This window comes from Xanthomonas euvesicatoria (assembly GCF_013112235.1).
Classification (GTDB): domain Bacteria; phylum Pseudomonadota; class Gammaproteobacteria; order Xanthomonadales; family Xanthomonadaceae; genus Xanthomonas; species Xanthomonas euvesicatoria.
On the sequence record NZ_JABFFS010000001.1, the window covers coordinates 2,686,416 to 2,709,310 of the forward strand.

At 66.1% G+C, this 22,895-nt stretch carries 24 protein-coding genes and 1 other RNA gene; 12 read left to right on the forward strand and 13 right to left on the reverse strand.

What is annotated here, in order from left to right:
- Positions 1-80: 80 nt before the first annotated feature.
- The 4 genes from HLH45_RS11575 to HLH45_RS11590 form a co-directional block, all read right to left on the reverse strand.
- On the reverse strand, positions 81-1,181 hold the full coding sequence (locus HLH45_RS11575) for a Glu/Leu/Phe/Val dehydrogenase dimerization domain-containing protein (RefSeq protein WP_005924809.1): 1,101 nt from the start codon (positions 1,179-1,181) through the stop codon (positions 81-83).
- A 156-nt stretch (positions 1,182-1,337) separates the two neighbouring features.
- A complete protein-coding gene (locus tag HLH45_RS11580; protein WP_008578213.1) occupies positions 1,338-2,594 on the reverse strand; it encodes a 2OG-Fe(II) oxygenase in 1,257 nt (418 codons plus the stop codon).
- 16 nt (positions 2,595-2,610) lie between these two features.
- A non-coding RNA gene (locus tag HLH45_RS11585) (sX9 sRNA) lies at positions 2,611-2,688 on the reverse strand.
- 102 nt (positions 2,689-2,790) lie between these two features.
- The gene (locus tag HLH45_RS11590) at positions 2,791-3,420 is read right to left on the reverse strand and encodes a YgjP-like metallopeptidase domain-containing protein (protein ID WP_029818989.1); all 630 of its coding nucleotides are present in this window, start codon (positions 3,418-3,420) and stop codon (positions 2,791-2,793) included.
- Positions 3,421-3,698: 278 nt separating this feature from the next.
- On the opposite strand from HLH45_RS11590, the gene HLH45_RS11595 reads away from it, so the two are divergent.
- A complete protein-coding gene (locus HLH45_RS11595; RefSeq protein ID WP_003489471.1) occupies positions 3,699-3,872 on the forward strand; it encodes a DUF1328 domain-containing protein in 174 nt (57 codons plus the stop codon).
- 157 nt (positions 3,873-4,029) lie between these two features.
- Here HLH45_RS11595 and HLH45_RS11600 read toward each other — a convergent pair whose 3' ends face one another.
- Positions 4,030-4,284: a DUF2789 domain-containing protein gene (locus HLH45_RS11600; RefSeq protein ID WP_008578215.1), complete on the reverse strand. Its 255-nt coding sequence runs from the start codon at positions 4,282-4,284 to the stop codon at positions 4,030-4,032.
- Between the two features lie 173 nt (positions 4,285-4,457).
- On the opposite strand from HLH45_RS11600, the gene HLH45_RS11605 reads away from it, so the two are divergent.
- Complete coding sequence (locus HLH45_RS11605; protein WP_029818991.1) at positions 4,458-4,724, forward strand: DksA/TraR family C4-type zinc finger protein; 267 nt, start codon at positions 4,458-4,460, stop codon at positions 4,722-4,724.
- 183 nt (positions 4,725-4,907) lie between these two features.
- Here the strand turns inward: HLH45_RS11605 and HLH45_RS11610 are convergent, their stop codons facing one another.
- From HLH45_RS11610 to HLH45_RS11630, 5 genes are all read right to left on the reverse strand, one after another.
- A complete protein-coding gene (locus tag HLH45_RS11610; RefSeq protein ID WP_029818992.1) occupies positions 4,908-5,501 on the reverse strand; it encodes a mechanosensitive ion channel family protein in 594 nt (197 codons plus the stop codon).
- Between the two features lie 425 nt (positions 5,502-5,926).
- Positions 5,927-6,112, reverse strand: coding sequence for a hypothetical protein (locus HLH45_RS11615; protein WP_008578219.1), 186 nt, complete (start codon positions 6,110-6,112; stop codon positions 5,927-5,929).
- Positions 6,113-6,301: 189 nt separating this feature from the next.
- Positions 6,302-7,678 carry an Hsp70 family protein gene (locus HLH45_RS11620; RefSeq protein WP_008578220.1) on the reverse strand — a complete coding sequence of 459 codons (1,377 nt, stop codon included), beginning with the start codon at positions 7,676-7,678 and terminating at the stop codon, positions 6,302-6,304.
- A 152-nt stretch (positions 7,679-7,830) separates the two neighbouring features.
- Positions 7,831-8,304 carry an FKBP-type peptidyl-prolyl cis-trans isomerase gene (locus HLH45_RS11625; protein WP_008578221.1) on the reverse strand — a complete coding sequence of 158 codons (474 nt, stop codon included), beginning with the start codon at positions 8,302-8,304 and terminating at the stop codon, positions 7,831-7,833.
- Positions 8,305-8,646: 342 nt separating this feature from the next.
- Complete coding sequence (locus HLH45_RS11630) at positions 8,647-9,696, reverse strand: cation diffusion facilitator family transporter (protein ID WP_014089712.1); 1,050 nt, start codon at positions 9,694-9,696, stop codon at positions 8,647-8,649.
- A gap of 114 nt (positions 9,697-9,810) precedes the next feature.
- On the opposite strand from HLH45_RS11630, the gene HLH45_RS11635 reads away from it, so the two are divergent.
- Complete coding sequence (locus HLH45_RS11635) at positions 9,811-10,146, forward strand: zinc ribbon domain-containing protein YjdM (RefSeq protein ID WP_011346848.1); 336 nt, start codon at positions 9,811-9,813, stop codon at positions 10,144-10,146.
- 547 nt (positions 10,147-10,693) lie between these two features.
- On the opposite strand, the gene HLH45_RS11640 is transcribed toward HLH45_RS11635, so the two are convergent.
- Positions 10,694-11,812: an alkene reductase gene (locus tag HLH45_RS11640; protein WP_008578224.1), complete on the reverse strand. Its 1,119-nt coding sequence runs from the start codon at positions 11,810-11,812 to the stop codon at positions 10,694-10,696.
- A gap of 219 nt (positions 11,813-12,031) precedes the next feature.
- Between HLH45_RS11640 and HLH45_RS11645 the strand changes: the two genes are divergently transcribed.
- From HLH45_RS11645 to HLH45_RS11675, 7 genes are all read left to right on the forward strand, one after another.
- Positions 12,032-13,243 (forward strand): MFS transporter, encoded by a 1,212-nt coding sequence (locus HLH45_RS11645; protein WP_008578225.1) that lies wholly within the window; start codon positions 12,032-12,034, stop codon positions 13,241-13,243.
- 162 nt (positions 13,244-13,405) lie between these two features.
- The gene (locus HLH45_RS11650) at positions 13,406-13,576 is read left to right on the forward strand and encodes a hypothetical protein (protein ID WP_008578226.1); all 171 of its coding nucleotides are present in this window, start codon (positions 13,406-13,408) and stop codon (positions 13,574-13,576) included.
- 219 nt (positions 13,577-13,795) lie between these two features.
- The gene (locus HLH45_RS11655) at positions 13,796-14,251 is read left to right on the forward strand and encodes a PA2169 family four-helix-bundle protein (protein WP_008578227.1); all 456 of its coding nucleotides are present in this window, start codon (positions 13,796-13,798) and stop codon (positions 14,249-14,251) included.
- A 270-nt stretch (positions 14,252-14,521) separates the two neighbouring features.
- Positions 14,522-15,124 (forward strand): RNA 2',3'-cyclic phosphodiesterase, encoded by a 603-nt coding sequence (gene thpR / locus HLH45_RS11660; protein WP_008578228.1) that lies wholly within the window; start codon positions 14,522-14,524, stop codon positions 15,122-15,124.
- Between the two features lie 35 nt (positions 15,125-15,159).
- Positions 15,160-15,765: an HD domain-containing protein gene (locus tag HLH45_RS11665; RefSeq protein ID WP_008578229.1), complete on the forward strand. Its 606-nt coding sequence runs from the start codon at positions 15,160-15,162 to the stop codon at positions 15,763-15,765.
- A 60-nt stretch (positions 15,766-15,825) separates the two neighbouring features.
- Entirely contained in the window at positions 15,826-16,020 is a 195-nt protein-coding gene (locus HLH45_RS11670; RefSeq protein ID WP_008578230.1) for an oxidoreductase-like domain-containing protein, read from the forward strand.
- Positions 16,021-16,089: 69 nt separating this feature from the next.
- Positions 16,090-17,463: a virulence factor gene (locus tag HLH45_RS11675; protein ID WP_033479569.1), complete on the forward strand. Its 1,374-nt coding sequence runs from the start codon at positions 16,090-16,092 to the stop codon at positions 17,461-17,463.
- 297 nt (positions 17,464-17,760) lie between these two features.
- Here HLH45_RS11675 and mprF read toward each other — a convergent pair whose 3' ends face one another.
- Positions 17,761-20,325 (reverse strand): bifunctional lysylphosphatidylglycerol flippase/synthetase MprF, encoded by a 2,565-nt coding sequence (gene mprF, locus HLH45_RS11680; protein ID WP_033479572.1) that lies wholly within the window; start codon positions 20,323-20,325, stop codon positions 17,761-17,763.
- Positions 20,326-20,417: 92 nt separating this feature from the next.
- Here mprF and HLH45_RS11685 point away from each other — a divergent pair, with 92 nt between their 5' ends.
- Together HLH45_RS11685 and HLH45_RS11690 are read left to right on the forward strand one after the other, a co-directional pair.
- Positions 20,418-21,296 (forward strand): DUF998 domain-containing protein, encoded by an 879-nt coding sequence (locus HLH45_RS11685; protein ID WP_306460196.1) that lies wholly within the window; start codon positions 20,418-20,420, stop codon positions 21,294-21,296.
- 10 nt (positions 21,297-21,306) lie between these two features.
- Entirely contained in the window at positions 21,307-21,654 is a 348-nt protein-coding gene (locus HLH45_RS11690) for a RidA family protein (protein WP_008578235.1), read from the forward strand.
- Positions 21,655-21,810: 156 nt separating this feature from the next.
- Here the strand turns inward: HLH45_RS11690 and HLH45_RS11695 are convergent, their stop codons facing one another.
- Positions 21,811-22,881 (reverse strand): SAM-dependent methyltransferase, encoded by a 1,071-nt coding sequence (locus HLH45_RS11695; RefSeq protein ID WP_008578236.1) that lies wholly within the window; start codon positions 22,879-22,881, stop codon positions 21,811-21,813.
- Positions 22,882-22,895: the final 14 nt, after the last annotated feature.

Sequence of the window (22,895 nt, forward strand, 5' to 3'; positions counted from 1 at the left end):
GGGCGCAATGCCCGGGCGTGGCGTTTTCAGCGGCAATCTCGTACTGCGCTGATCGCTACGCCCAATCTATCTGTTGCCAGTTACTCGCCGCGTAGTTTGTGCAGGAAGCGCGGCGCAGTACGACCCAGCGGCAGCTTGAGTTTGCTGATGGCCTCAATGCGCGCTTCGGCAATCTGATCGGCCGCCTGCTGCGGCGAAACGTCCAGCTGCGTGGATAGATCGAAGACCTTTTCCAGGTTGTGATAGATGCTGCGGATCAGCCGCATCGCACGCTCACGGTTGTAGCCGTCGATCTCCAGCGACACATTCATCACCCCACCGGCATTCACCACGTAATCGGGTGCATACAAAATGCCGCGCCGGTGCAGCTCTTCGCCGATGGCGGCGCTGGCAAGCTGGTTGTTGGCGGTGCCGCAGATGATCTTGGCCTTGAGCTGCGGTAGCGTGTCTTCGTTGATGGCGCCTTCCAGCGCGCAGGGAGCAAATACGTCGGCCGATACCTGATGGATTTCATCCGGGCGCACCGCTTCTGCGCCGTATTCGGCCACTGCGCGGTCCACCAGCGCCTGATTCAGGTCGGCCACATAGAGTTTTGCGCCGCGCTCCTTGAGCAGCTTCACCAACTCCATGCCGATATGGCCCAGCCCCTGGATCGCAATGCTGGCCTTGCCGACTTCTTCGTGGCCGAGCTTGCGGTTGAGCGAGGCCATCAGTGCCTGCAGGGCGCCGTAGGCCGTGAACGGGGCAGGGTCGCCGGAGCCGCGGTGCACCTGGTGCACACCGGTGACGTACTCGCTTTCCAGGTAGATCTGCTCCATGTCATTGACGTCCGTGCCGACGTCCTCGGAGGTGATGTAGCGCCCGCCGAGGGTATCGACGAACCGGCCGAACGCGCGGAACAGCGCTTCGGTCTTGTCGGTCCGAGGGTCGCCGATGATGACCGCCTTGCCGCCGCCGACATTCAGGCCGGCCAGGGCGTTCTTGTAGGTCATGGTGCGGCTCAGCCGCAGCGCGTCGTTGAGTGCCGCCTCGCTACTGGCATAGGGGCGCATCCGCACGCCACCCAACGCTGGCCCAAGGCGCGTGCTGTGCAGGGCGATGATCGCCTTGAGCCCGGCGTCGCGGTTGTGACAGAAAATCACCTGCTCGTGGCCGGTGGTATCGAGGGTTTCGAAAAGCATCGAAGGCTCCGCGGGGCTGCGTGATGTGCCTTCCCTGAAGCCGGGCGTGCACCCGTGCCGTGGGAAACAAAAAACGCGACGTTTGCAGATCCTGTCCGATCACGTCGCGCTGCAACATTTTAAACCACGTCGGCAGGGGGGTGTGTATGAATCTGTTCACCAATCCCGGTAGCGTTGCTGGCGGAACCACAGCGTCCCCAACCATTTGCTGCCTGCCGTGACCGGCAGGCCGGCGTGCAGCGAATCGGCGTCCGGGCGGCCATCGGCATGCAGGTTGTCGAAGCAGACCAGTGTGCCGGGACGTGGCCGCACGCGAACGCCGGCGACCGGGAATTCGGTCTCGCCAGCGGCGCCGACGTCGTTGAGATAGACGCAGACGGTGCGCTGGCGGTTGCCGGCGGTGGGGCGGTCGGCGGCGATCGTTCCGGGCGGCAGGTAGTCGCGGTGCGCGCGGTACTGCTCGCCCGGTGCGTAGCACAACACCGAGAGCGGTTCTGCGTGGGCGAGCGGGAGCTGCGCGCAGGCCGCCAACCGCGCCTGTGCGGCACGCGCGGCGAAGTCCTCGATGATGGGGTCCAATGTCGCGCCGTGGCTGGTGCGGATCGGCGCGCGCCCGGTGCTGGCATCGTTGGGATCGATCACCTTCGAGGCACGCAGATGCGGTCGCGCCAGCAGCATGAGCAAGCGGCATTCGTCGGCCGACAGGACTGCGGCATATTCTTCGATGCGTGGGGCTGTGTGGCGTCGCACCGGGCCAACACGCGGCGCGAATGCGATGCGGTGACCGGCGGTGTCGTCTGCGGGGTCCGGCGGCGCGACGTCCACCGGCGGTAGCGCGGTCATGCCCAGGGGCTGCAACTGCTGCAAGAGCTGTGCAGCGGCATCGGGCTGGGGCGGCACGCCTTCGCCGCGCAGCAGGCGCTCGGCCAACAGGGCGGCCGACACGGCATCGCCGCCGGCCGCCGCGCGTTCCAGCAAGGCGACGCACTGCCGTTGCCGCTCCGGATGCGCCACACGTCCGTGCTGGATGGCGATGGCGCGTAGTGCTGGCGGGTAGTCGGCATTGGCTGCCGACTGCAGTCGATCCTGCGCAGTGCCGGCCAGGGTCAGCGGCTGCTCTCCCACAGCCAGGGTCGCCAGCAAATAGCGTGCTGCTGCCGCGCCCTGCCGCTCGGCCAGCTCCCAGTGCGCACGCGCCTGACCGACGTCCACCTCGCAACCGACGCCATAGGCCCTCATGCGCCCGGCTTCGACCTGCGCCAGCGCATCGCCGGCGGCCGCGCTGCGCAAATACCAGACAAGCGCTTCTTCCGGTTGGCCGGCACGCACCAGCGCCTGGGCCAGCGCGTTGATCGCGCCGGGTTGCTGGCGTTGCGCCGCGCGGGTGAGGTCTGCAAAAGAGGAGGGCTGCATGCGCGCATCCTAAAGTGGCCAACACCACGTGGCGAGCGGTCGTCAGGTGGAGGTGGGCGGCGCGCTCGGAACTGCAGTGTACGAGAGTGTGCGAAGGAGACTTGCCGATTCCGGGCACCGATGGCGTGCGCGCCCGCCTGTCGGTGAGCGCAGTGGTTCGGTCAGCCGCGCCAAGTCCTGCGCGTGTCCTGCACGCTCAGCGATCGGCAGACAGGGCTAATTGCGTCAGATACAGGCGCAGATCGAATTCCAGCTGATGGTAGTCCGGGGTTATGTGGTTGCAGAGCTGGTAGAAGGCCTTGTTGTGATCGGCCTCCTTCAGGTGCGCCAGTTCGTGCGCCACGATCATCTGCAAGAACGGCTCCGGCGCGTCGCGAAACACCGATGCGATGCGGATCTCGCGGCTGGCCTTCAGGCGGCCGCCGTGCACGCGGGAGATCGCCGTATGCGTGCCCAGGGCGTGCTTGACCACGTGCAGATGATTGTCGTACGTCGCCTTGTGCAGGGTCGGCGATGAGCGCATGTAGCGCTCTTTCATCGCCTTGACGTACTCGTAGAGATGGCGATCGGTGCGGATCGCGTGCCGGTCGGGGTAGCGTCGCGCCAGTACGGTGGCGAGCTTGTCCTGTGCGATCAGCTCGCGCACCTGATCCAGAACGGCGGGCGGGTAGCCGGTGAGGTAGCGAAGAGTGTCCATGGCGATCTGTCGCGGGCAGGCGCGCATGATCGCCGATGTGTCGGCCACTGACCAATCCATCCGTGCAGATGCGTGACTACGAACCAGTCGCGCATGCGCGCTGAGAGTCGATGCGGCAAGCGCGTGCATCTGTTGCGCCCAGTGCGGCTTGCACGATGCCATGCGCATGTGGTGTTTCGTCGTGCAAGGACGGCCCCGCGCGCAGCTGCGATGATCCCTCCACGGGCGCGTGCGCTCGCGTGGACACGGCGCTTCCTCTCTGAATGCAACGCGTGTATTGCAGCGTGTGTCAGGCGTATTCACGAGTGCGGCACATTCGAATCGGTAGCGTGCGGTGCATGTTCTGCGGCGCTGCGCCGCAAGCACACGATCGAACAACGGCACGGTGCCGATGAGGAGACAACATCATGATCAAGTGGGCCATCATTTTCGCAATTATCGGCTTGATCGCCGGTGCGCTGGGCTTCGGCGGCATGGCCGGCGCGGCGATGGGTATCGCCAAATTCCTGTTCTGGGCGGGCATCATCATCGCCATCGTGCTGTTCGTGCTGGGCATGACGATTGCCAAAAAAGTGACCTAACGCAGGTTACACAGCCGGGCACGCGCGTGGCTGCCCGCTGTACTGCCTGCGATGCAAAGGAGCGGCCCATGGCCGCTCCTTTTTTTTCACCAATGCGCTGGCAAGCATGTCAGCTGCAGGCGATCTCAAGCGTGGCGCACGTGAGTGCGTGCCTGGCTCAAACGCCGGTATCGTCGGCAGTGGTATGCAGGGCGATATTGAGCTGATCGATGGTCACGATCCAGTCGGCATCGTCGAGGCGTTCTTCACGCAATAGCTGGGATTGGGCAGGCGTCCAGAACGGCGCTTCTTCCAGGCGCATATCGCCCGGCAGCGGGGAGTGCTCGGCAATGAAGCTGCGAATGCTGGCTTCGTCGGACGGCAGGCCAAGCTGGGCGAAGAGTTCGGAAAACGGGTGGACGGGCTGTTCCATTGCTGTTCCTTCGTGGGTGCGGATGGCGGAGTACCTGGTCACTGACGCGCGCGGCGGCCAGTGGCGTTGATTTGATGCTAGTTGAACCAGCTTGAGCGTACTGTGCACACGCGGCTTGGATTTGTTTGCGCGAGTGACCATATATGTGTCCAGACCAGCGAGGTATGGCGATCATGGCGACCGGATGGGCGGGTGATGGAGCGGTACAGGACCAGATCGATGCCACTGTCGACGATGCGATCAAGCGCGCGCGGAGTCAGTTGCACCACGGCCCGAGCCTAACGCACTGCGAAGACTGCGAGGCACCGATTCCCGAGGCGCGCCGCAAGGCGGTGCCCGGCGTGCACTTGTGCGTGCACTGCCAAGAGGCGCATGACCTGGAGCAGGCTGGGCAAAGCGGCTACAACCGTCGCGGCAGCAAGGACAGTCAGCTGCGTTGAGTGGCTGATGGGTCATGTCCGCGATGCGACCGCGACCGCGGTCCCCGCAGACGGCGCCGCTATCGCAAACGTGCGCCGCAGTGGAGCCTGCTGCGGTCGTCGAAGGTTGCCGCTTGCCGACATCGCCGTGTATAGGTTCTGCCACTGGCGAACTCGCCGCAGTATCGCGTCTTGGCCTTGCGCCTAGTTGGCGTTGAAGCTGCCGGTCTCGCGCCAGCGACGCGTCGTGCGCTGGAAAAACAGGCTGTTGGGAACTTGCAGTACGCTGCCGGCACGCTCGCCGGTTTCTTCCAGCGTGGTGTAGATCACGTTGATATCGATCACACGTCCCTTCAAGCCGGGCTTGTCGCCGCCTTCGAGAACCTCGATGTGATCGTGCAGGCGAAATGGCCGCGTGGTGATGATCAGGAATGTGCAGAAGATATTGGACAGCACGCTCCATGCAGCGAAGAACGCTACTGCGCCGACGGCTGCGAACCCGGTGAATGCGGTCCACAACGTGCCGCCCGAGACGCCGATGACCCGTAGCACCATCAGCAAGGCACTGACCGAAATGACGAAGCTGCCGACGCGGCGGATGCCGATCATCATTTCGGCGGGCACGCTGTAACGCGTGCACAGCCGCCGCAGCAACTGCCGGAGCAGCAGGCGGACCAACGCGGCAACTGCCAGGATCAGCACGATCTTGACCGTCGGTACCGCAATCGCCAGCCATTCGGGATTCCAATGGGGCAACAGGCTGCGGATCATGGCGGGCAACGCATCGGAGGCAGGCATCACGGCGTGCAGAATCAAAGGGGAATCCATTGTAGCGGGCCAACTCTGCGCTGTCGGTGTGCAAAGTGAATGCATGCTCGTCTGCGAATGCAGAAGTGCGGCAGATCGCATGCGTTCAATGCATGCCTACGCGCGCATGCGGATGGAGTCGTGGGTACGCGCCTGGAGTTTTTGCGCGGATGCAGCGCAAGGCGCCGACGCGTCCGCAGCGTTCGGTTGCCACGCATCGGCGGCCTGTGAGAAGTCATTGTGCGGGTCATCGCCAGAAGCGACACGAGGTCGCATTGGAGTTGCAGTCCTGCGCGATGCGTATGAATGACATCGGCGGACGCCAGACACAAACATGCCACCTTGCGGTGGCACGTTGATACAACAATCCAACTTCGCGGCAACATGCATTGCAGCCTGCCGCGGTGTTGGTGGCGTTAGGCGCTCTTGTCGCCGTCGTTGCGCGCCGGGCCGAAGTTGGTGGTGAGCACTTCGATCCGGCCGCCGGTCTTGCGGAACGCGGCGATGTCGGCAGCGATGCGCTCACGACTGAGCGGCTGCGACTTACCTTCGCTGCGAGCGATGCTGGGCTGGGATTTCTGCTTGGTCGCGGGACGTGCCATGTGGCCTCCTGTAGCGGGGAAGTGCGGTGACACCGCGTGCGGCTAGGGTGGCGCGCGCGGAAGCGGTGTCGAGAGTGCGGCGGCGTTCGGTGCGCCGTCGCGGCGGCACGGTCTACGTGCCGTTGCAGGCAAGACGGCGGGGCGTCGAGCAGCAACCGCTCATTATAGGGGATGACGTTGCAGCGCGTGTTAATCGTCCGACGAGTGGGCCACCTGCGCGGCAGCCCAGGCCAGTCCCTGGACCACACCGAATGACGGATCGCCATGCACCAGGCGCGATTCGGGGAACGCAGCGGCCACGGTCTCGCGGATGTAGCCCGCCCGCGACATGCCGCCGGTGAGGAACACCGTCGTCGGTGCGGCGGCCATGTCGGCGCGCACCTGTGCCAGCAGGCCTGCCAGTTCGCCCAGATAACTGGAAGCGGACGCAACCAACGCATCGGCCTGCACCTCCACGCCCAGGCCGCGCTCGATGAAGTCGAGCGCGGCCTGGTGCCGATCCAGCTCGCTGAGCGCGATCTTGCAGGCTTCCACGCCGCGGTACAGGCGCGCGGTGTTGCCGGTGTCCTGCAAGGCCTGCAGACGCTTGTCGAAGGGGGCGGGCACGTCCCGGTACTTGTGCAGGCGGAATTCGCGCTGTCGCGTCATGTCTTGCACCATCGCCGCCTCCACGTAATGGTGGGTGGGCACGCGCGTGATGCCGCGGCCGAACAGGGGCATGTAGGCCGCCAGGCTCAACGCCAGATCGATATCGGTGCCGCCACGCGCGATGCCCCAGGCACGGTGTACCTGCGGCGCAGCGCTGCCGCCGACGCTGGCATGGGCAATGTCGGTGGTGCCGCCGCCGATATCCACCACCACGGTGTCGTGGCGGCTGTCATGGCTGACGTGGTAATGCATCGCCGCCGCTGCAGGTTCTTCGAGAAAGTCCACGCTGTCGAAACCGGCGGCGATCGCGGCGGTCTGCAGGATCTCCAGCGCCTGCGCATTGCCGGCCTCACCGATCGAACTGCGAAATTGCACCGGCCGGCCCAGCGTGGCGTGACGGATGTTGATGTCGAACTGGCGCGAGGCTGTCAGCCGGATGTGTTCCAGCACATGGGTGGCGATGCCGGTAATGGTCTGGCGTGCGCGCGGATGCAGGTTGTAGCCCAGCATCGACTTGGGGCTTTGCACCAGGCTGCCTTCGCCTTCGAGAAAATACGCATCCAGCGCTTCGTCGCCGTAGACGGCGTTTTGCAGCAGGGCGGCGGAACTGCGTGGCTCACGCACCTGCTCTTCCATCCACTGCCGCCGCACGATGCGGATCGCATCGCGGCGCAGGCGGTCGGTGTTGGGGGTGCCGCCGGCGGCCAATGCATCGCGCCGGCCCGAGTCAATGAGCCGCTCTACCTCGTACTCCAGCGCTGGCGTCAGGCTGAAATCGTCCGGGTCGCGCATGGTCTCGGGAAAATACACCGTGGTGCGGAACTGCAAGGCCTCGCCGAAGCGCACCGGCACCACTTGCCCATCGACGATCGCCGCGGCGGCGGAGTTGCTGGTACCGAAGTCGATGCCGAGTTTCATGCAGACAGGTCTGGGAGCGGGCCGCGCACTTTACTACGCCCGCCGCACCTGCCGTCGAGATCGGCAGCGTCGGTGACGCCATGGCCCAGCGCGAGCGCTGTGTTACGCACTGGCCCGCGCCGCAGCCAGGAGGGCGCGCGGCGCGCGCCGGGTCAGGCGGCCAGCTCGGCCACGTGACCGTCGTTCAATTCCTGCGTGGTGGCCTCGCGCACTGCCACCACCTCGACCGCGAAGTGCAGGGTTTGCCCGGCGAGCGGGTGGTTGCCGTCCACGGTGACCTGATCGGGGCCAACCGCGGTCACGGTGACCAGGACCGGGCCTTGCTGCGTGCGCGCCTCGAACTGCACGCCGGGTACCACGTCGACATCGGTCGGAAACGCGTCGCGCGGCACCTGCTGGATGAGCTGCTCGTGGCGCGGGCCATAGTCCTGTTCGGGCACGACGTCGGCGGTGAGCGTATCGCCCAGCCGCTTGCCTTCCAGTGCCTGCTCCAGGCCGGGCACGATGTTGCCGGCGCCATGCAGATAACTCAGCGGAGTGTCGGGCGTGGAGCGGTCCAGCACTTGGCCGTTGTCGTCGGAAAGGGTGTAGTGGATGGTCGCAACGCGACCCTGGCTGATTTCCATTGGAAACCTCCATGAATGGGTGATCGAGGGGAATGCATCGGCTGATTCACGATGCGAAGAGGTGCCGCACGCACACCGTAGGCAATCGCACCGGATCATGCAACCGCAGCCAGGTTTGCGGTTGAGGCGGGGATCAGCTTGGCGGCACGACCGCCACGACCAGGCTCGCGCCGGCTGCCTCAGCGCGAAGACGGAGTGGAGCGTGGAGTGCGTTGGGCCGACCGTCCGCGGCGCGATCGGCGATTGCGGCGTTGGCGCTGCGTTCGATGGACCAACGCGCAGCGACGCGGTGACCCACGGGCATGCTTCACGACATCTGCATGCCGCACGCTTCGGTCTCCCTCAGTCCGGCGCTGCTCCGCTCTCGATCTGCGCACGCCGTGCACGCCAGGTTTCCGGGGTCTGCGGCTTGATGAACAGTGCGGTGAGCTCGGGATGTTGCTGCTTGGCGGCGGCTTCGATCCGCCCGACGCAGGCCTCGATCTGCGGTGTGGTGCGGCTGTCTTCGAACTCGGCGCTCAACGCCGCCACCACCTGGTTGGGGCCCATTTGCATGGTGAGCACGCCATTGGCCGCACGCACGTCCGGGTCGCTGGCGGCGATGCGCAGCAGCGAGTCGGTAACATGCGCATGCGCCGGCTCGCCGATCAGCAGGCCCTTGGTTTCGCGCGCCAACAGGAACGCGGTAAACGCCAGCACGCCGGCAATGCCGATCGAGGCGATGCCGTCGAGTTCGGGCATGTCGAACAATTGCGCACCGGCCAGGCCGAGCAGCGCCATCAGCAGGCCGATCAACGCAGCGCTGTCTTCCAGCAACACGGTGAAGGTGGTGGGGTCCTTGCTCTGGCGAAATGCCTGGAAATAGCCCATGCGGCCTTTCTTGGAGCGAAATTCGCGCACCGCCACCACCCATGAAATGCCTTCGAACACGATCGATACGCCGAGCACGCAGTAGGCAATCAGGTGGCTCTTGGCCGGCTCGGGGTTGCGCAAATGCACGATGCCTTCGTACAGCGACACGCCTGCACCCATCGCGAAGACCAGCAGGGCGACGATGAAACTCCAGAAATACAGCTCGCGCCCGTAACCGAACGGATGGGTCGGGGTGGGCGGCTGTGCGGCGCGGCGCAAGCCATACAGCAGCAGCACTTCGTTGACGGTGTCCACCAGCGAATGCACGCCCTCGCTGAGCATGGCCGAGCTGCCGGAAATGCCGGCGGCGATGAACTTGGCCACGGCAATGGCCAGATTGCCCGCCAGTGCCACGTACACCACCACGTGCGAACCCTTGGGCTTGCCTGGGCCATTCTCGCTGGCGGCGGGGTCGCTTTGTTGGGTGTGAGGGGAGGGCGGCGTTGTGCGCGGGGAAGTGGACACTGGCTGATTGGACACGCGCGACCTGCGGGGCATTCGACAAGCGCCGCACTATCGCCCCATCCCCGTGCCGGGTGCGTGATCGCGCACCCGGGCGGCTACAATCCACGCCCGCTTCGATCAAGGAATTGCATGCCTACTGTCCCCGCCTGTCCGCAATGCGGACTGGAAAACACCTATGCCGATGGCGCGATGTCGATCTGCGCCGACTGCGGCTTCGAATGGAGCGCAGGCGATGCCGCGGCAGACACGACGGTGGTGCGCGACAGCAACGGCAACGTGCTGCAGGCCGGCGACACGGTGACCGTGATCAAGGATCTCAAGGTCAAGGGCTCTTCGATCCCGCTCAAGCAGGGCACGGTGATCCGCAACATTCGCCTGGTCGAAGACGATGCCGAGCACATCGAGGGCAACTCGGAAAAGATCAAGGGCCTGGTGTTGAAGACCTGTTTCCTGCGCAAGGCGTAAGCGCGGTGACCCAGTGGCGCGGCAGTGTGCGTTGGCGGAAGCCGGCGCGCGCTATGGCCCCAATGTGCAGCGCACCTGCGGATAGGCAGTGCAGGCCCATTGCGCTAGTCGCGCGGATACACCGCCGCCACCATGCAGCCCTGTCGCATGCGCGAGAGCCTTGGCAATGAGATAGCTGCATCATCGGCAGCGTTGGCGTACTGGCAATCGCGACGGTAAGCGCGCATGCGCCGCTGCGAAATCACGTGTGGTGATGGGGTGGCGTTGCGGATCAGATGATGCAGGGTGACGAGTGTCGGGCGCGCATGGCAACCGGCAAAAAACTCGATGCCAATAACGCACGACCAGGTGCGCGCAGGCGATGCGCAGGATGCCGGCAGCGGTCCGCCTGGCAATCGCCGAGCGGCCGCATGGCCAGCGGCGCGCATGCAAGACCGGTCGCTGCTTATCGGCCAACAGCAGGCATGCAGTGCATCGGCGTCACCCACGGCAACCGCACCGTGCCAGCCGGCAGGTGCGGTCGCCTGGTCAGCGGCCGATCAGGCGATTACTCCGGCAAAGCGGGGTAGTCGGTGTAACCCTTGGCACCGCCGCCGTACATGGTGGCCTGGTCGATCTCGGCCAGCGGCGCGTTCTCGCGCAGGCGACGCACCAGGTCCGGATTGGCGATGAACGGGCGGCCATACGCGATCGCATCGGCGTAGCCGCTGCTGATGGCCTGTTCGGACATGCCGCGGTCGTAGCCGTTGTTGGCGATCCAGGCGCCGTCGAACTTGGCGCGCAGCGCGGCATAGTCGAAGGCGATGTTGTCGCGCGGGCCGCCGGTGGCGCCCTCGATCACGTGCACGAAGGCCAGCCTGCCGATCAGGTTCAGGCGCTCGACCGCACGTTCGAACAGCGGCTGCGGGTCGGAGTCGTGCGCGCCGTACACCGGGGTCACCGGCGACAAGCGCACGCCGGTGCGCTCGGCGCCGATTTCATCGGCAATCGCCTGCACCACTTCGGCAAGCAGGCGGGTACGGTTTTCGATATCGCCACCGTAGGCATCGGTGCGCTGGTTAGAGCTGTCGCGCAGGAACTGGTCCAACAAATAGCCGTTGGCCGCATGCACTTCCACGCCGTCGAAGCCGGCATCGATCGCGTTGCGCGCCGCGATGCGGTAGTCCTCGATCAAGCCGGGGATTTCATCCAATGCCAGCGCGCGCGGCTCGGACACGTCCTCGAATCCATTCTTGGTGAAAGTCTTGCCTTCGGCGCGAATGGCGCTGGGCGCAACCGGCACTTCGCCCGGCGGCAGCACACTGGTGTGCGAGACGCGGCCAACGTGCCACAGCTGCAGCACGATCTTGCCGCCGCGGCGATGCACTTCGTCAGTGACGGCGCGCCAGCCCTCGATTTGTTCCTTGGTGTAGATGCCGGGCGTATCGAGGTAACCCTGGCCCAGCGGACTGATCTGGGTGCCTTCGGCCACGATCAGGCCGGCGGTGGCGCGCTGGCCGTAATACTCAGCGGCAAGCGGCGAGGGCACCTGGCCGGCGACCGCGCGGTTGCGCGTCAGCGGGGCCATGATCACGCGGTTGGCAAGCTCCAGCGCGCCCAGGCGCACCGGCGAGAACAAGGGGGATTGAGTGGATTTGGACATCAGCAACCAGTCGAAATTGATCACGCGCCAGGCGCGACGCCGCGCCGATCGCGGTGCCCGGTAGCGATGGTGGCGGACTCAAGCAGATTCGAGCGATGCAGATAGGACACAGCGTCCCTGTCGCGTCGAAAGCGTGGCAACTGTGATGGAGTGGGCGCTGGCGCTGAACCGCCCCTGGTGTCGCGCTTTCCTGCTCTGCTGCATTGCACAATAATAGGCCGCCCCGCCACTCTGGAGTCGGGCATGACCGATACCGACCTTTCTTCGCCACGCGTGTCCCGGCGCGATTACGTGCTGATCCTGCTTGCGCTGGCGATGGGCGGCTTTGCGATCGGCATCAGCGAATTCTCCACCATGGGCCTGATGACGCAGATTGCGCAGGGCCTGCAGATCACCGAGCCGCAGGTCGGTCACGTCATCAGCGCGTATGCGTTGGGCGTGGTGGTGGGTGCGCCCTTGCTGGCGATCCTGGGCGCGCGCTGGCCGCGGCGCACCTTGTTGCTGCTGTTGATGGTCTTCTATGCGCTGGGCAACGTGGCCAGCGCATTGGCACCGAGCTACCACGCCATGCTGCTGTGCCGCTTTATCGCCGGACTGCCGCATGGCGCCTACTTCGGCGTTGCGTCGCTGGTGGCCGCATCGATCAGCCCGCCCAATCAACGTGCCACTGCAGTGGGGCGCGTGTTGTTGGGTCTGAGTGTTGCGCTGCTGGTGGGCAACCCGCTGGCAACCTGGCTGGGGCAAATCGTGAGCTGGCGCTGGGCCTATGCGTCGGTGTCGGTGATTGCGCTGGGCACGGTCGCCGCCGTGGCGGTCCTGTTGCCGCCGCAGCCGGAGGAGCCGCGCCAGCAGCCGCTGCGCGAATTGCGCGCGTTCAATCAGCCGCAGGTGTGGCTGGCATTGGCGATCGGGGCGGTGGGTTTTTCCGGCATGTTCTGCGTCTTCAGTTACCTTGCGCCGACCTTGACTGCGGTGACCGGCGTGACCGCAGCGCGCATCCCGTTGGCGATGGTGGCGTTCGGCGTGGGCGGGGTGCTGGGAAGCATCCTGGGCGGTTGGTTGTTCGATCGCATGCAGTTCCGCGCCGTACCGGTGTTGCTGCTGTGGTCGGTGGTGGTGATGTTGACGTTTCCGCTGGCAGCGCAGTCAGGCGTGTGGGTGTTCGTCTCGATCGTGGCGGTCGGCACCATGGGGGCGTTGGCGCCGGCCTTACAGACGCGCTTGATGGACGTGGCGGCAGAAGCGCAGACCCTGGCCGCAGCGTCCAACCATGCAGCGTTCAATACGGCCAATGCATTGGGTCCATGGCTGGGCGGCATGGCGATCACGGCAGGCTGGGGTTGGACCTCCACCGGCTACGTCGGCGCGGCCACCGCGCTCGGCGGGTTGCTGGTCTATGCAGCGGCGGTGTGGCAGGAACGCCATCGGCAACGTGCGGTGCTGACGAATTGCTGAGCTGCCGGTGCCGCGATGCGTCAAGCGCCCGCGGCGCCGTTTCGCTCAGGTGGCAGCTTGCGGCGCCATGCAGCGATTCGCACAGCCCATGTGCCATCACGACAGCCATCTCACGGGGCGCCGGCGAGACTTCGCGTTCCATCAAGCGGACCGAACAGTGCCATGAACGAGTTCACTCCACCGCCGTGGAAGCGCTCCAATTCCAAGGGCAAGGCGAAGTCGACACCGTTGACCGATGCGCAAAAAGCAGCCGCCAAGCAGCGCGCCGAAGAGGCGGGGCGGCCGTATCCGAATCTGGTCGACAACATGTGGGCCAGTCGCCAGCCGAAGTGATCTTGACCCGCTGTTGGCATGGATGAATTGCAATTCATCGCCTGCATGATGGCGTGAGGACGATGCCCACATCGCTCACATATCGATTATGCAGGCAACGCGAGGATGAGGCCGTACACAACGTGACGGCACTGCAATCAACCCATCGATTGACTCAACCCGCCGCACGCGCAGTCATCGCACCGCGCCGCGTCGGTCCATCCAAACAAGGAGCCACATATGAGCATTCAGAGCAAAACCGAGCATAGCCTCAATGACCTCATCGCCATCTCGCGCGACGGCAAGGACTTCTACGAAGAAGCCGCGGCCAAGGTGGGCGACGCGGAGCTCGCGACGCTGTTCCGCCGCATCGCCGGCGTCAAGACCGACATCGTCAGCAGCCTGAGCAGTGTGGTCGCCGCCGCCGGTGGCACGCCGGAACAGCACGGCACCATGGTGGGCAGCATGCAGCAGTTCTACGGCAAGGTTCGCGCAACCCTGGGCGACACCAAGTACGGCTATGTGGCCGAGTTGGAAGAGTCCGAAGACCGTCTGTTGAAGGCGTTCGACGAAACCATCGCCGACCAGGACATCCCGGCCGCTGCACGCGAAGCCGCGCTGCGCCTGCTGCCTGAGGTACGCGCTTGCCATGACGTCATGCGCAACCGCAAGCATGCGATGAAGAGCGCCGCATAAGCTGCGCGTTGAACCGAGTGCATCGTCACCGATCCGATGCAGCTCCGGAGTAAGACGATAAAGGCGGAAACGGGCAGCGCATGCTGCCCGTTTCTTTGTGTGTCGCCGCAGGCGCGCATGCATGGCGCAAGGCCGCAATCGCAGTTCCACGCAATGCAAGAGGTTCCACACCCGCGCATGCATGCCGGCATGTCCGGCACGCGTTGGGTCTGCTAGTATCCGCCGCCCTTCTTCAGGCAGGCCCGCGTTGCGCGGTCGTGGCATCCACCCATGAAGCAACAGTTCCTGTATCTGTCATCGGCCGAGGCACAGCTGTCGCTCGGGCTTGGAGAAGAGAAGACCACCGAACGTCTGTTTTTCGCGGTGATGGCCGATGCGTCCACTGCCGAGCATGCAGCGCGCATTGCCGATCGCCTGTTGCAAGGCGGGCACGCCCAAGGCAAGGCGCTTGCGCGCGAACGGCTGCATGTGACCCTGCATCATCTGGGTGATTACGCCGGTGGTCTGCCGCCATCGTTGGTGAGCCGCGCCAGCCAGGCAGCGACGCGCGTGCAGATGGACGCGTTCGAGGTGGAGTTCGATCGCGTCGGCACCTTCGGCGGCAGGCGCTCGCAACTTCCCTGCGTGCTGCGTGGCGAAGAGCAGGTGCGCGGGCTTTACGAGCTGCAGGGCGCATTGGGAAGGCAGCTGGCGCATGTGGGCATTGCCGGTGATGCGCAATACACGCCGCACATGACGCTGCTGTACTGCAATCAGGCAGTGCCGCAGCGACGCTGCGATGCGCTTGCCTGGACCGTGCGCGATTTCGCGCTGGTACGTAGCTTTCTTGGCCAGTCGCGCTACCAGATCGAAGGCCGCTGGTCGCTGCGCTGATGTGCATGGCCGCGCGTACGCGGTAGCCTGCGGACATGGACATCGCCACGCCATTGCCATTGCACGCCGACCACCTGGCCGCGCTCGAACAGGCCTATGCCGCCCCGCCGCGCGCTTACCACCACTTCGGCCACGTTCGCGCGGTGCTGCAGCACTACGCCGAGGTCGCGGCCGGGCCGGGCTGGCGCCAGCCGACAGAAGTCTGGCTGGCGGTGCTGTTCCATGATGCGGTGTATCAGCCCGGACGCAGCGACAACGAGGCGCAATCGGCACTGATGGCGGCCGAAGCCATCCCGCGCTGGTGGCCGCAGGCGCGGGTGGATGTCGAGCGGGTGCAGGCGCTGATCCTGCTCACGGCTCGGCACGGGCACGTGCTGCCGCAGGACGTGGATGAAGACGCCGCGCTGTTCCTGGACTGCGACATGGCGATCCTGGCCGCGCCCGCAGCGGTGTTCGATGCCTACGATCAGGCCATCGCCGAGGAGTATCGCGGGCACGTGCCCAGCGTGCTGTTCCGGGTCAATCGCCGCCGGTTCCTGGCCGGTGTGCTCAAGCAGCCGCGCATCTTCCTGAGCGACTACTTCCATACCCATTACGACACCGCGGCGCGCGCCAATCTGCGCCGGCGGCTGGGGCGCTGAGCCTACGCCCCAGCCGGCTGCATGTCCGGCTGAGTCCGATGCGCACGCTACAATGGCCGCATGCACGACAGCGCTGCTTCCCGCCCAGACCCACGCCCGATCGCCCCGCAGCCGCCTGCGCCCAACGAATGCTGTGAGAGCGGCTGCCCGCTGTGCGTGCACGATCTGTATGCCGAGGAGCTGACGCGTTACCGCCAGGCCCTGGCAGCGTGGGAAGCGCGCCAGCCGGCGGTCAGCCGCCCCGAGGCGCAATGAGCCAGGTCCTGCGCTTCGCGCTGCAGTCCGGAACGATTATCTTTGAACCACTTTTCCCGATGGTGCGACATGCGACGACTTGAAATGTGGAGCGCGCTCTGCGGCGCGGCGATGTTGACGCTGTCGGGCATGGCCGCCGCGCAGGCGCCGGAACCGGTCAGCCACGGCCGTTTCGAGCAGGTGCCGGTGCTGATGCCCAAGGGAGAGCCGCAACGGGTGGTGATCTGGCTGGCCGGTGCGGGCGATGCCGCCAAGCGTCAGGCCCAGGCAGAAAGCCTGCGCGCCGACGGTGCGATGGTGGCGGTGGTGGACACCGCGCACCTGTACGCAGTGCTGCGCAAGGCTGGCGGCACCTGCACGTTCTCGGTCGGCGACGTGGAAAATTTCTCGCGTTACGTGCAGGCCTTCTATCACATCCCCACCTATCGTCTGCCGCTGCTGGTGGGCGATGGCGAGGGCGCCGCGTTGGCCTACGCGATCGCGGCTCAGGCCAAGCCGCACGTCCTGGCCGGCGTGCTCACCGACGGGCTCTGCCCGGCCACCGTGTCCAACCAGGCAATCTGCCAGCCGGGTGTACGCCCGGGGACCAACACGCTGTTGCCGGTGCCGTTGCAGATTCCCTGGGTGCTTGCCGCCAGCCAGGACAAACGCTGCCCGGCGGCTGCCGAAGAGGGTTTCCTCAAGCAGGTGCCGCAGGCGCGAACCTTCCGGCGCTCTGCCAAAGGCGACATCCTGCCCGGCCTGCGCGCCGCGGTGCGTTCGCTGGGCGAACAGAAGGGCGTGGCGTTGCCGCCGCCGCCGGGCGGTCTTGCGGATCTGCCGGTGGTGGAACTGCCGGCCAAGCCCGATGGCGACAGCGACGACGACACCTTCGTGATCTTCGTGTCCGGCGATGGCGGTTGGGCAGGCCTGGACGAAGAGGTGGCCGATGCACTCGCCGCGCAAGGCATTCCGGTGGTCGGCCTGGATTCGCTGCGTTACTTCTGGACCGAACGCACCCCGCAAGGCTTTGCCGACGACCTGGATCGCATTGCCCGCGTCTATGCGCAGCGCTGGGATCGCCAGCGCGTGGTACTGATCGGCTTTTCGCAGGGCGCCGACGTGCTGCCGGCGGCCATCAATAAACTGCCCGCTGCGACCAAGCAGAACCTGCGTATGACGGCGCTGCTGTCGGTCGGCAAGCTGGCCGACTACGAGTTCCACGTCAGCAACTGGCTGGGCTCGGACGACGAGGGCCTGCCGATCGCGCCGGAGATCCAGCGTCTGCCGGCCGGCACGACGGTGTGCATCTACGGCCAGGACGACGACGATGCGCTTTGCCCGAACCTGCCCGCAAACGTGGCCAAGCGGGTCGCACTGCCAGGCGATCACCATTTCAAGGGCGATTACACGACCCTGGCCAAGACGATCATGGACCAGTTGCACACGCTGTCGAAGCCGTAAGGCCGGACAGTGTTTGATCTGAGTGCGCCGACCGTGTCCTGGTCGGCGGCACGGTGCCGGGTCCGGTCCGGAATCGCGACACGCTGTGAATCCATCCTTGGAAGCTCGATGGCGGCATCCATGCCGCCCCACATGCGCTGGCCCGCGGACGTGGCACCGCGCTTTCACGGTCTGCGACCGCTGCTCCGCACACCAGGATTGCCGGAAACGGCGTGCTCCTGCGTTGTCAATCCGCTCCGGTGGGCGCCAGCAAAGGCGGCCGGACCTGCATGTTCGGCGCCAGCGTCGCGCGCGGGCTTACTCCTGCCGCCCAGGATCGGCCGAGATCAGGCGGGTGACATCCAGCAAGGCGGCCGGCAGATGCATGCCGCCGGGGGCGACCAGATAGCGTGGACGCCAGGTCGGGGCGAACTTCGACTTGAAGCGGCGTAGACCGCTGAATCCGTAGAAACGCTCGCCGTGCCGCGCGACCAGGCTGGCGAAGCGGTTCCAGCGCCCGGCCAGGCGATGTTCGGCCAGGCCCGACAACGGCGCCATGCCCAGCGAGAACCGCGTGTAGCCGTTGGCCTGGCCCCACAGGAACAACTCGATGAACAGGAAGTCCATGGTGCCCTTCGGTGCCTGCGCGCTGTGCCGCATCAGGTCCACCGACAGTTCGCCGCCGGCCGGTGCCCACCACACGTTGGCAAATGCCACGATCTGGCCTTCGACCTCGGCCACCGCCAGTGGGAAGCGACGCAGGTAATCCGGATCGAAGCTGCCCAGCGAAAAGCCTTTCTCTTCGCCGGATTTTTCTTCCAGCCATTGTTCCGACACCTCGGCCAGGCGCGGCAATACCTCCTCCACCTGTTCGGGCGGCAGCATGCGGAAGCTCAGGCCGCCGCGCTTGCCGCGGTTCCAGGCCTGGCGCAGGTCGGCGCGGTCGCGGCCTTCCAGGGTGAAACCCTCCAGCGGCACGATCGCCTCTTCGCCCAGCTTGACCAGGGTCAGGCCCATGTCGAGATAGGTCTGCCAGTAACGTTCGCCGACCTGGTAGAACACCGGGCGCAGGCCCATGTGGTCGGCCTCTTCGCGGAAGCGCCAGATCAGCGCGCACGCCACCTCCGGCGGGCCGACCGGGTCGCCCATGGAAATCAACGAACCGCCATAGCGCTGCATCATCACAAAGCCACGGCGCTGCTCATCCAACAAAAACGCCTTGTCGCCGGTCAGCGCCAGGCAGGCCTGGGTATCGGTACTGGTGGCCAGGATCGGTGCCAGCGTTTGCAGCGTCTGCGCATCGGCCGCCGGCATCGGCCTGCGTCCACCACGCAGCAGGCGCGCCATGCCGAACACGATCACGCCCACGCACAGGATCAGCGCGGCGCGCAATGCACGCGGCGCATTGGCCGAGGTGGCGAACTGCCACCACAGATCGTTGCTGTATTCGACATGGCTGTAGACGAAGAACAGCAGCCAGAACGTGGCCACCAGCACCAGGCCCAGGTTGCTCAGCCAGCGCCACGACCAGGCTTCGTCCAGCAGCGCGCCCTGGCGATAGAACTCGCGTCGCGCCGCCCACAGCGCAACCGCTGCCAGCGCCGCCGACAACGACACCGAGATATGGCTGCCGCGCAGCAGCGCCAACGGCGGCAGCAGCAAGCACACGCCCAGCGCCAGCACCCAGGCCGCATGGCTGCGGCGCTGCAGGCCCTGCCCGATCAGCAGCAGCATCATGCCGCCCAGGCTGACCAGCAGGTGCGAGGTTTCGATCAGCGGCAGCGGCGCCACTTCCTGGCGCGCGCGCGGTGTCGGCAGGGTGCCGTCGATCACCAGCGCGGCACCCACTGCAAACACCGCCAACGCCAGAATCTGCGGCAGCCACGGGCGCAGGGTCTTCCACACGGTGCGCGCGGTGCTGGCGCCGACGCGTACCGGCGCGCGCAGCCCGGAGGCGGCCGCCATGGCCACCGAGATCAGCAGTGGCACGATGTAGTACGTGACGCGGTAGGCCAGCGCCGCGGCCAGGACCGCGGCGGGAGTCACGTGCGGCAGCAGTTTGAGCAGGCTCCACTCGAACACGCCCAGGCCGGCCGGCACGGTGGAGATCAGCCCGGCCACCACGGCCACCAGCCAGATGCCGATGAAGCCGAAGTAGCCGGTACCGGGGTCCGGCGGCAGCAGCACGTAGAACGCGGCCGCGGCCAGGCCCAGTTCCACCACGCTCAGTGCGGTGACGCCCAGCACCGTGGTGCGGTCCGGTAACCAGAACCGGTGGGTGCGGATGCCGAACTCGCGGCCCTGTTTGCCGACCAGCGCCAGCATGGCGCCGTAGCCGACCAGCAGGGCGATGCCGGCGATGCGGATGGCCTGCGCGGTGATCGGCAACGCGCGCGCGGCCGCTTCCGGTTCCAGCAGCAATGCCAGACCCAGCAGCACCCAGGCCCCGAAGATGAAGCCCAGGGTGCTCATCAGCACCACCTGGCCAATCTCGGCCAGGGTCAGGCCCACGCTGCCGTAGCCGCGCAGGCGCACGGCGCCGCCGGTGAGTGCGGCAAATCCCAAGGTCTGCCCGACCGCATGCGCCATGAAGGCGGTGATGCCCACCCGTGCCGGATGCAGCTGCTTGCCGGTGCGCTTGAGCCCCACCCAGTCGAAGCCCACCAGGCACGCGTAGCTGCTCAGGCCGAGCAGCAGCGTCAGTGCGATCTGCCCCGCGCCCAGCGCACGGAACGCATGCCGGATCTGGCGGTAGCCGTGGTCGGTGAACTGCGACGACAGCGCATGCAGGGCCATCGCCAGGATCGCCAGGCTGATGATGACCGGCAAGGCGCGACGCCAACCGCTGGCGGACGTTTCGGAAGACGCGGGGGTATCCGTCATGAGGGCAACGGGATCTGCTGAAAGGGAAGGAGGGTGCATGCACGAGGTGTGCCGCGCGCGCGTTTGCAATGCATGGGCCGGTCGGGTTGAGGGTGCATGCAGCGTGGTTGCGAAGGTGCCGACATCCAGTGAACGCGTGGTTCGATCGTACCGACACAGTGTCCGTGCGGGCCGGCCGCGCGCATCATAGGGCAAAGCCGCACACGCGTGCCGAACGAACACGACAGGACAGCCATGACAGTTGGAAGGCAGACAGGCTGCTGATGCGCACTCCACCCGATTCCCCAACGTTTGCGCCGCACGCGCGGGCCATGCCGCCGCGCTGGAGCGGCCACGCCGGCCGCATCGCCGCCGCCGCTGGCATGGTCTTCATCGGGCTGGTGCTGGTGTTGCAATGGCTGCGCCGCGATCTCTGGTGGGTGGATGCGCAACTGAGCGCCTATCTGCACGGTCCGTATGGCCTGTTGCTGCGCACCGCCTACTGCCTGCTGGCCGCCAGCATGGCGTGGCTGGCGCTGGGGCTGTATGCGGCGTTGGCGCCGGCCGCGCGCAGCCGCACCGTGCTGGGTTTGTTCTGGATGGCGGCATTGGGGCTGTGCATGGTCTCGATCGGCGACAGCTGGATGCCCGAGCTGGCGCCGGAGGCGGCCGCGATGGTGCATGTGTTGTCGGCGGATACGACGTTTCTGTGCGTGATTGCCGCGGTATTGCTGCAGGCGTGGTACTTCCGGGCCGATGTGCGGTGGCGTGCACACTTTCCTTCGGCCTTCCCGCTGGGCTGGGCAGCGTTTGCGGTGTTGCTGTTCCATGTCACCGTGACCAGCGCACCCCTGGGCATCAGCCAGAAGATCGCCATCGTGCTGATCGTGGCCTGGATGGTGCGCGCGGGCACCGTGTTGGCGCGCTGCGAGCGCGACGGGGCTGCACGTCTGCCGCATTCGCGGGACAATGCAGGGGTCAATCAACCGTAGGAAGCCTGAAATGCTGCAGCGATTCGATGCGGGTCCGCGTATGTCCGAAATGACCGTCCATGCCGGCGTGTGTTACCTGGCTGGCCAGATTGCCGAGGACACCAGCCAGGACATCACCGGGCAGACCCGCCAGGTGCTGGGCGAGATCGACAAGCTGCTGGCGCTGGCGGCCAGCGACAAGACCAAGATCCTGCGTGCGGAGATCTTCCTCGCCGACATCGCCGATTTCGATGGCATGAACAAGGCCTGGGACGAGTGGGTGCCGCACGGCTTCACGCCTGCCCGCGCCACCGTTGAAGCCAAGTTGGCGCGGCCGGAGTGGAAAGTGGAAATCGTGGTGACCGCTGCGGCGGGCTGATCGCGCCACTGGGTGCGGCGCTTGAAGCGGTGCGCGCGATGGCACGCAGCGCTTCAGCGCAACCAGGTGACTGCTGCGCGGTTGTCGCAGTGCGCGCAAGCACGCGCGGTGCATGGTGGCCGGCAGTCATGTTCGCAACGGCTGCCGGCGGTGCAATCAACGTTTGACGAAGCGGTAATGCGCCACGCCCCACTCGCGGCCGTGGTCGTAGCCGAACAATTCCGCGCAGGCCAGCCAGAACATCCGCCAGCGCTGCCACCAACGCTGCGCGTCGTCGCCGTAGGTCTGCTTCAACAGCGGCATGATCTGGTCGCGGTGGCGGTCCTGGTTTTCCAGCCAGGCGTTGGCGGTCTTCTCGTAATGCTCGCCCGACAGCAGCCAACGTTGTTCGATCACCACATCCTGCTGGAAGTGCAGCAGGGTATCGGCCGCCGGCATCAGCCCGCCGGTGAAAAAATGCCGGCCCATCCAGTTGTCTTCGCCGACCACTTCGAACGGGTAGGCCAGATCGCGGTGGCAAAAAATGTGCACGAACAGCTTGCCGCCCGGTGCCAGCCAGCTGCCGACGCGTGCGAGCAGGTCGCGGTAGTTGCGCATGTGCTCGAACATTTCCACTGACACCACGCGATCGAAGTCGCCCGGTGGCAGGGTCAGCGCGTTGACGTCGGCAGTGATCACCTGCACGTTGCTCAGCCCGCGCACGCGGCACTGCTCCAGGATATGCGCGCGCTGCGGGCGCGAGTTGGACACCGCCGTGATGCTGGCGTTCGGATAGCGCTCGGCCATCCATAGGGTCAACGAGCCCCAGCCGCAGCCCAGTTCCAGGATGCGTTGACCATCGGCCAGTTCGGCGCGCTCGCCGTACAGCGCCAGCATGCGTTCTTCGGCGGCATCCAGATTGGGCGTGGTGGCATCCCAGTAGCAGCTGCTGTACTTGAGCCGGCGGCCCAGGCACAGGGTGAAGAACTGCGGCGGCAATTCGTAATGCTGGCGATTGGCCGCATCGGTTTCGATCGCGATCGCGCTGGCCCGCAGGCTGTCGATGAAGGCGCGTTGCCGCTCGCCGTTGGCATCGGCATCGTTGCCGCGCTCATCGCGCAGGCGCTGCGCGCACAGGCGACGGATGCCGTGGCGCAAGACGGCGTCGGGCAGCACACCGGATTCGGCGAGCCGCGTGGCGAAGGCTTCTTCGGGCTGCGCGGAGGGCGGGACGATAACGGTAGACATGCAACTCTCCAGGC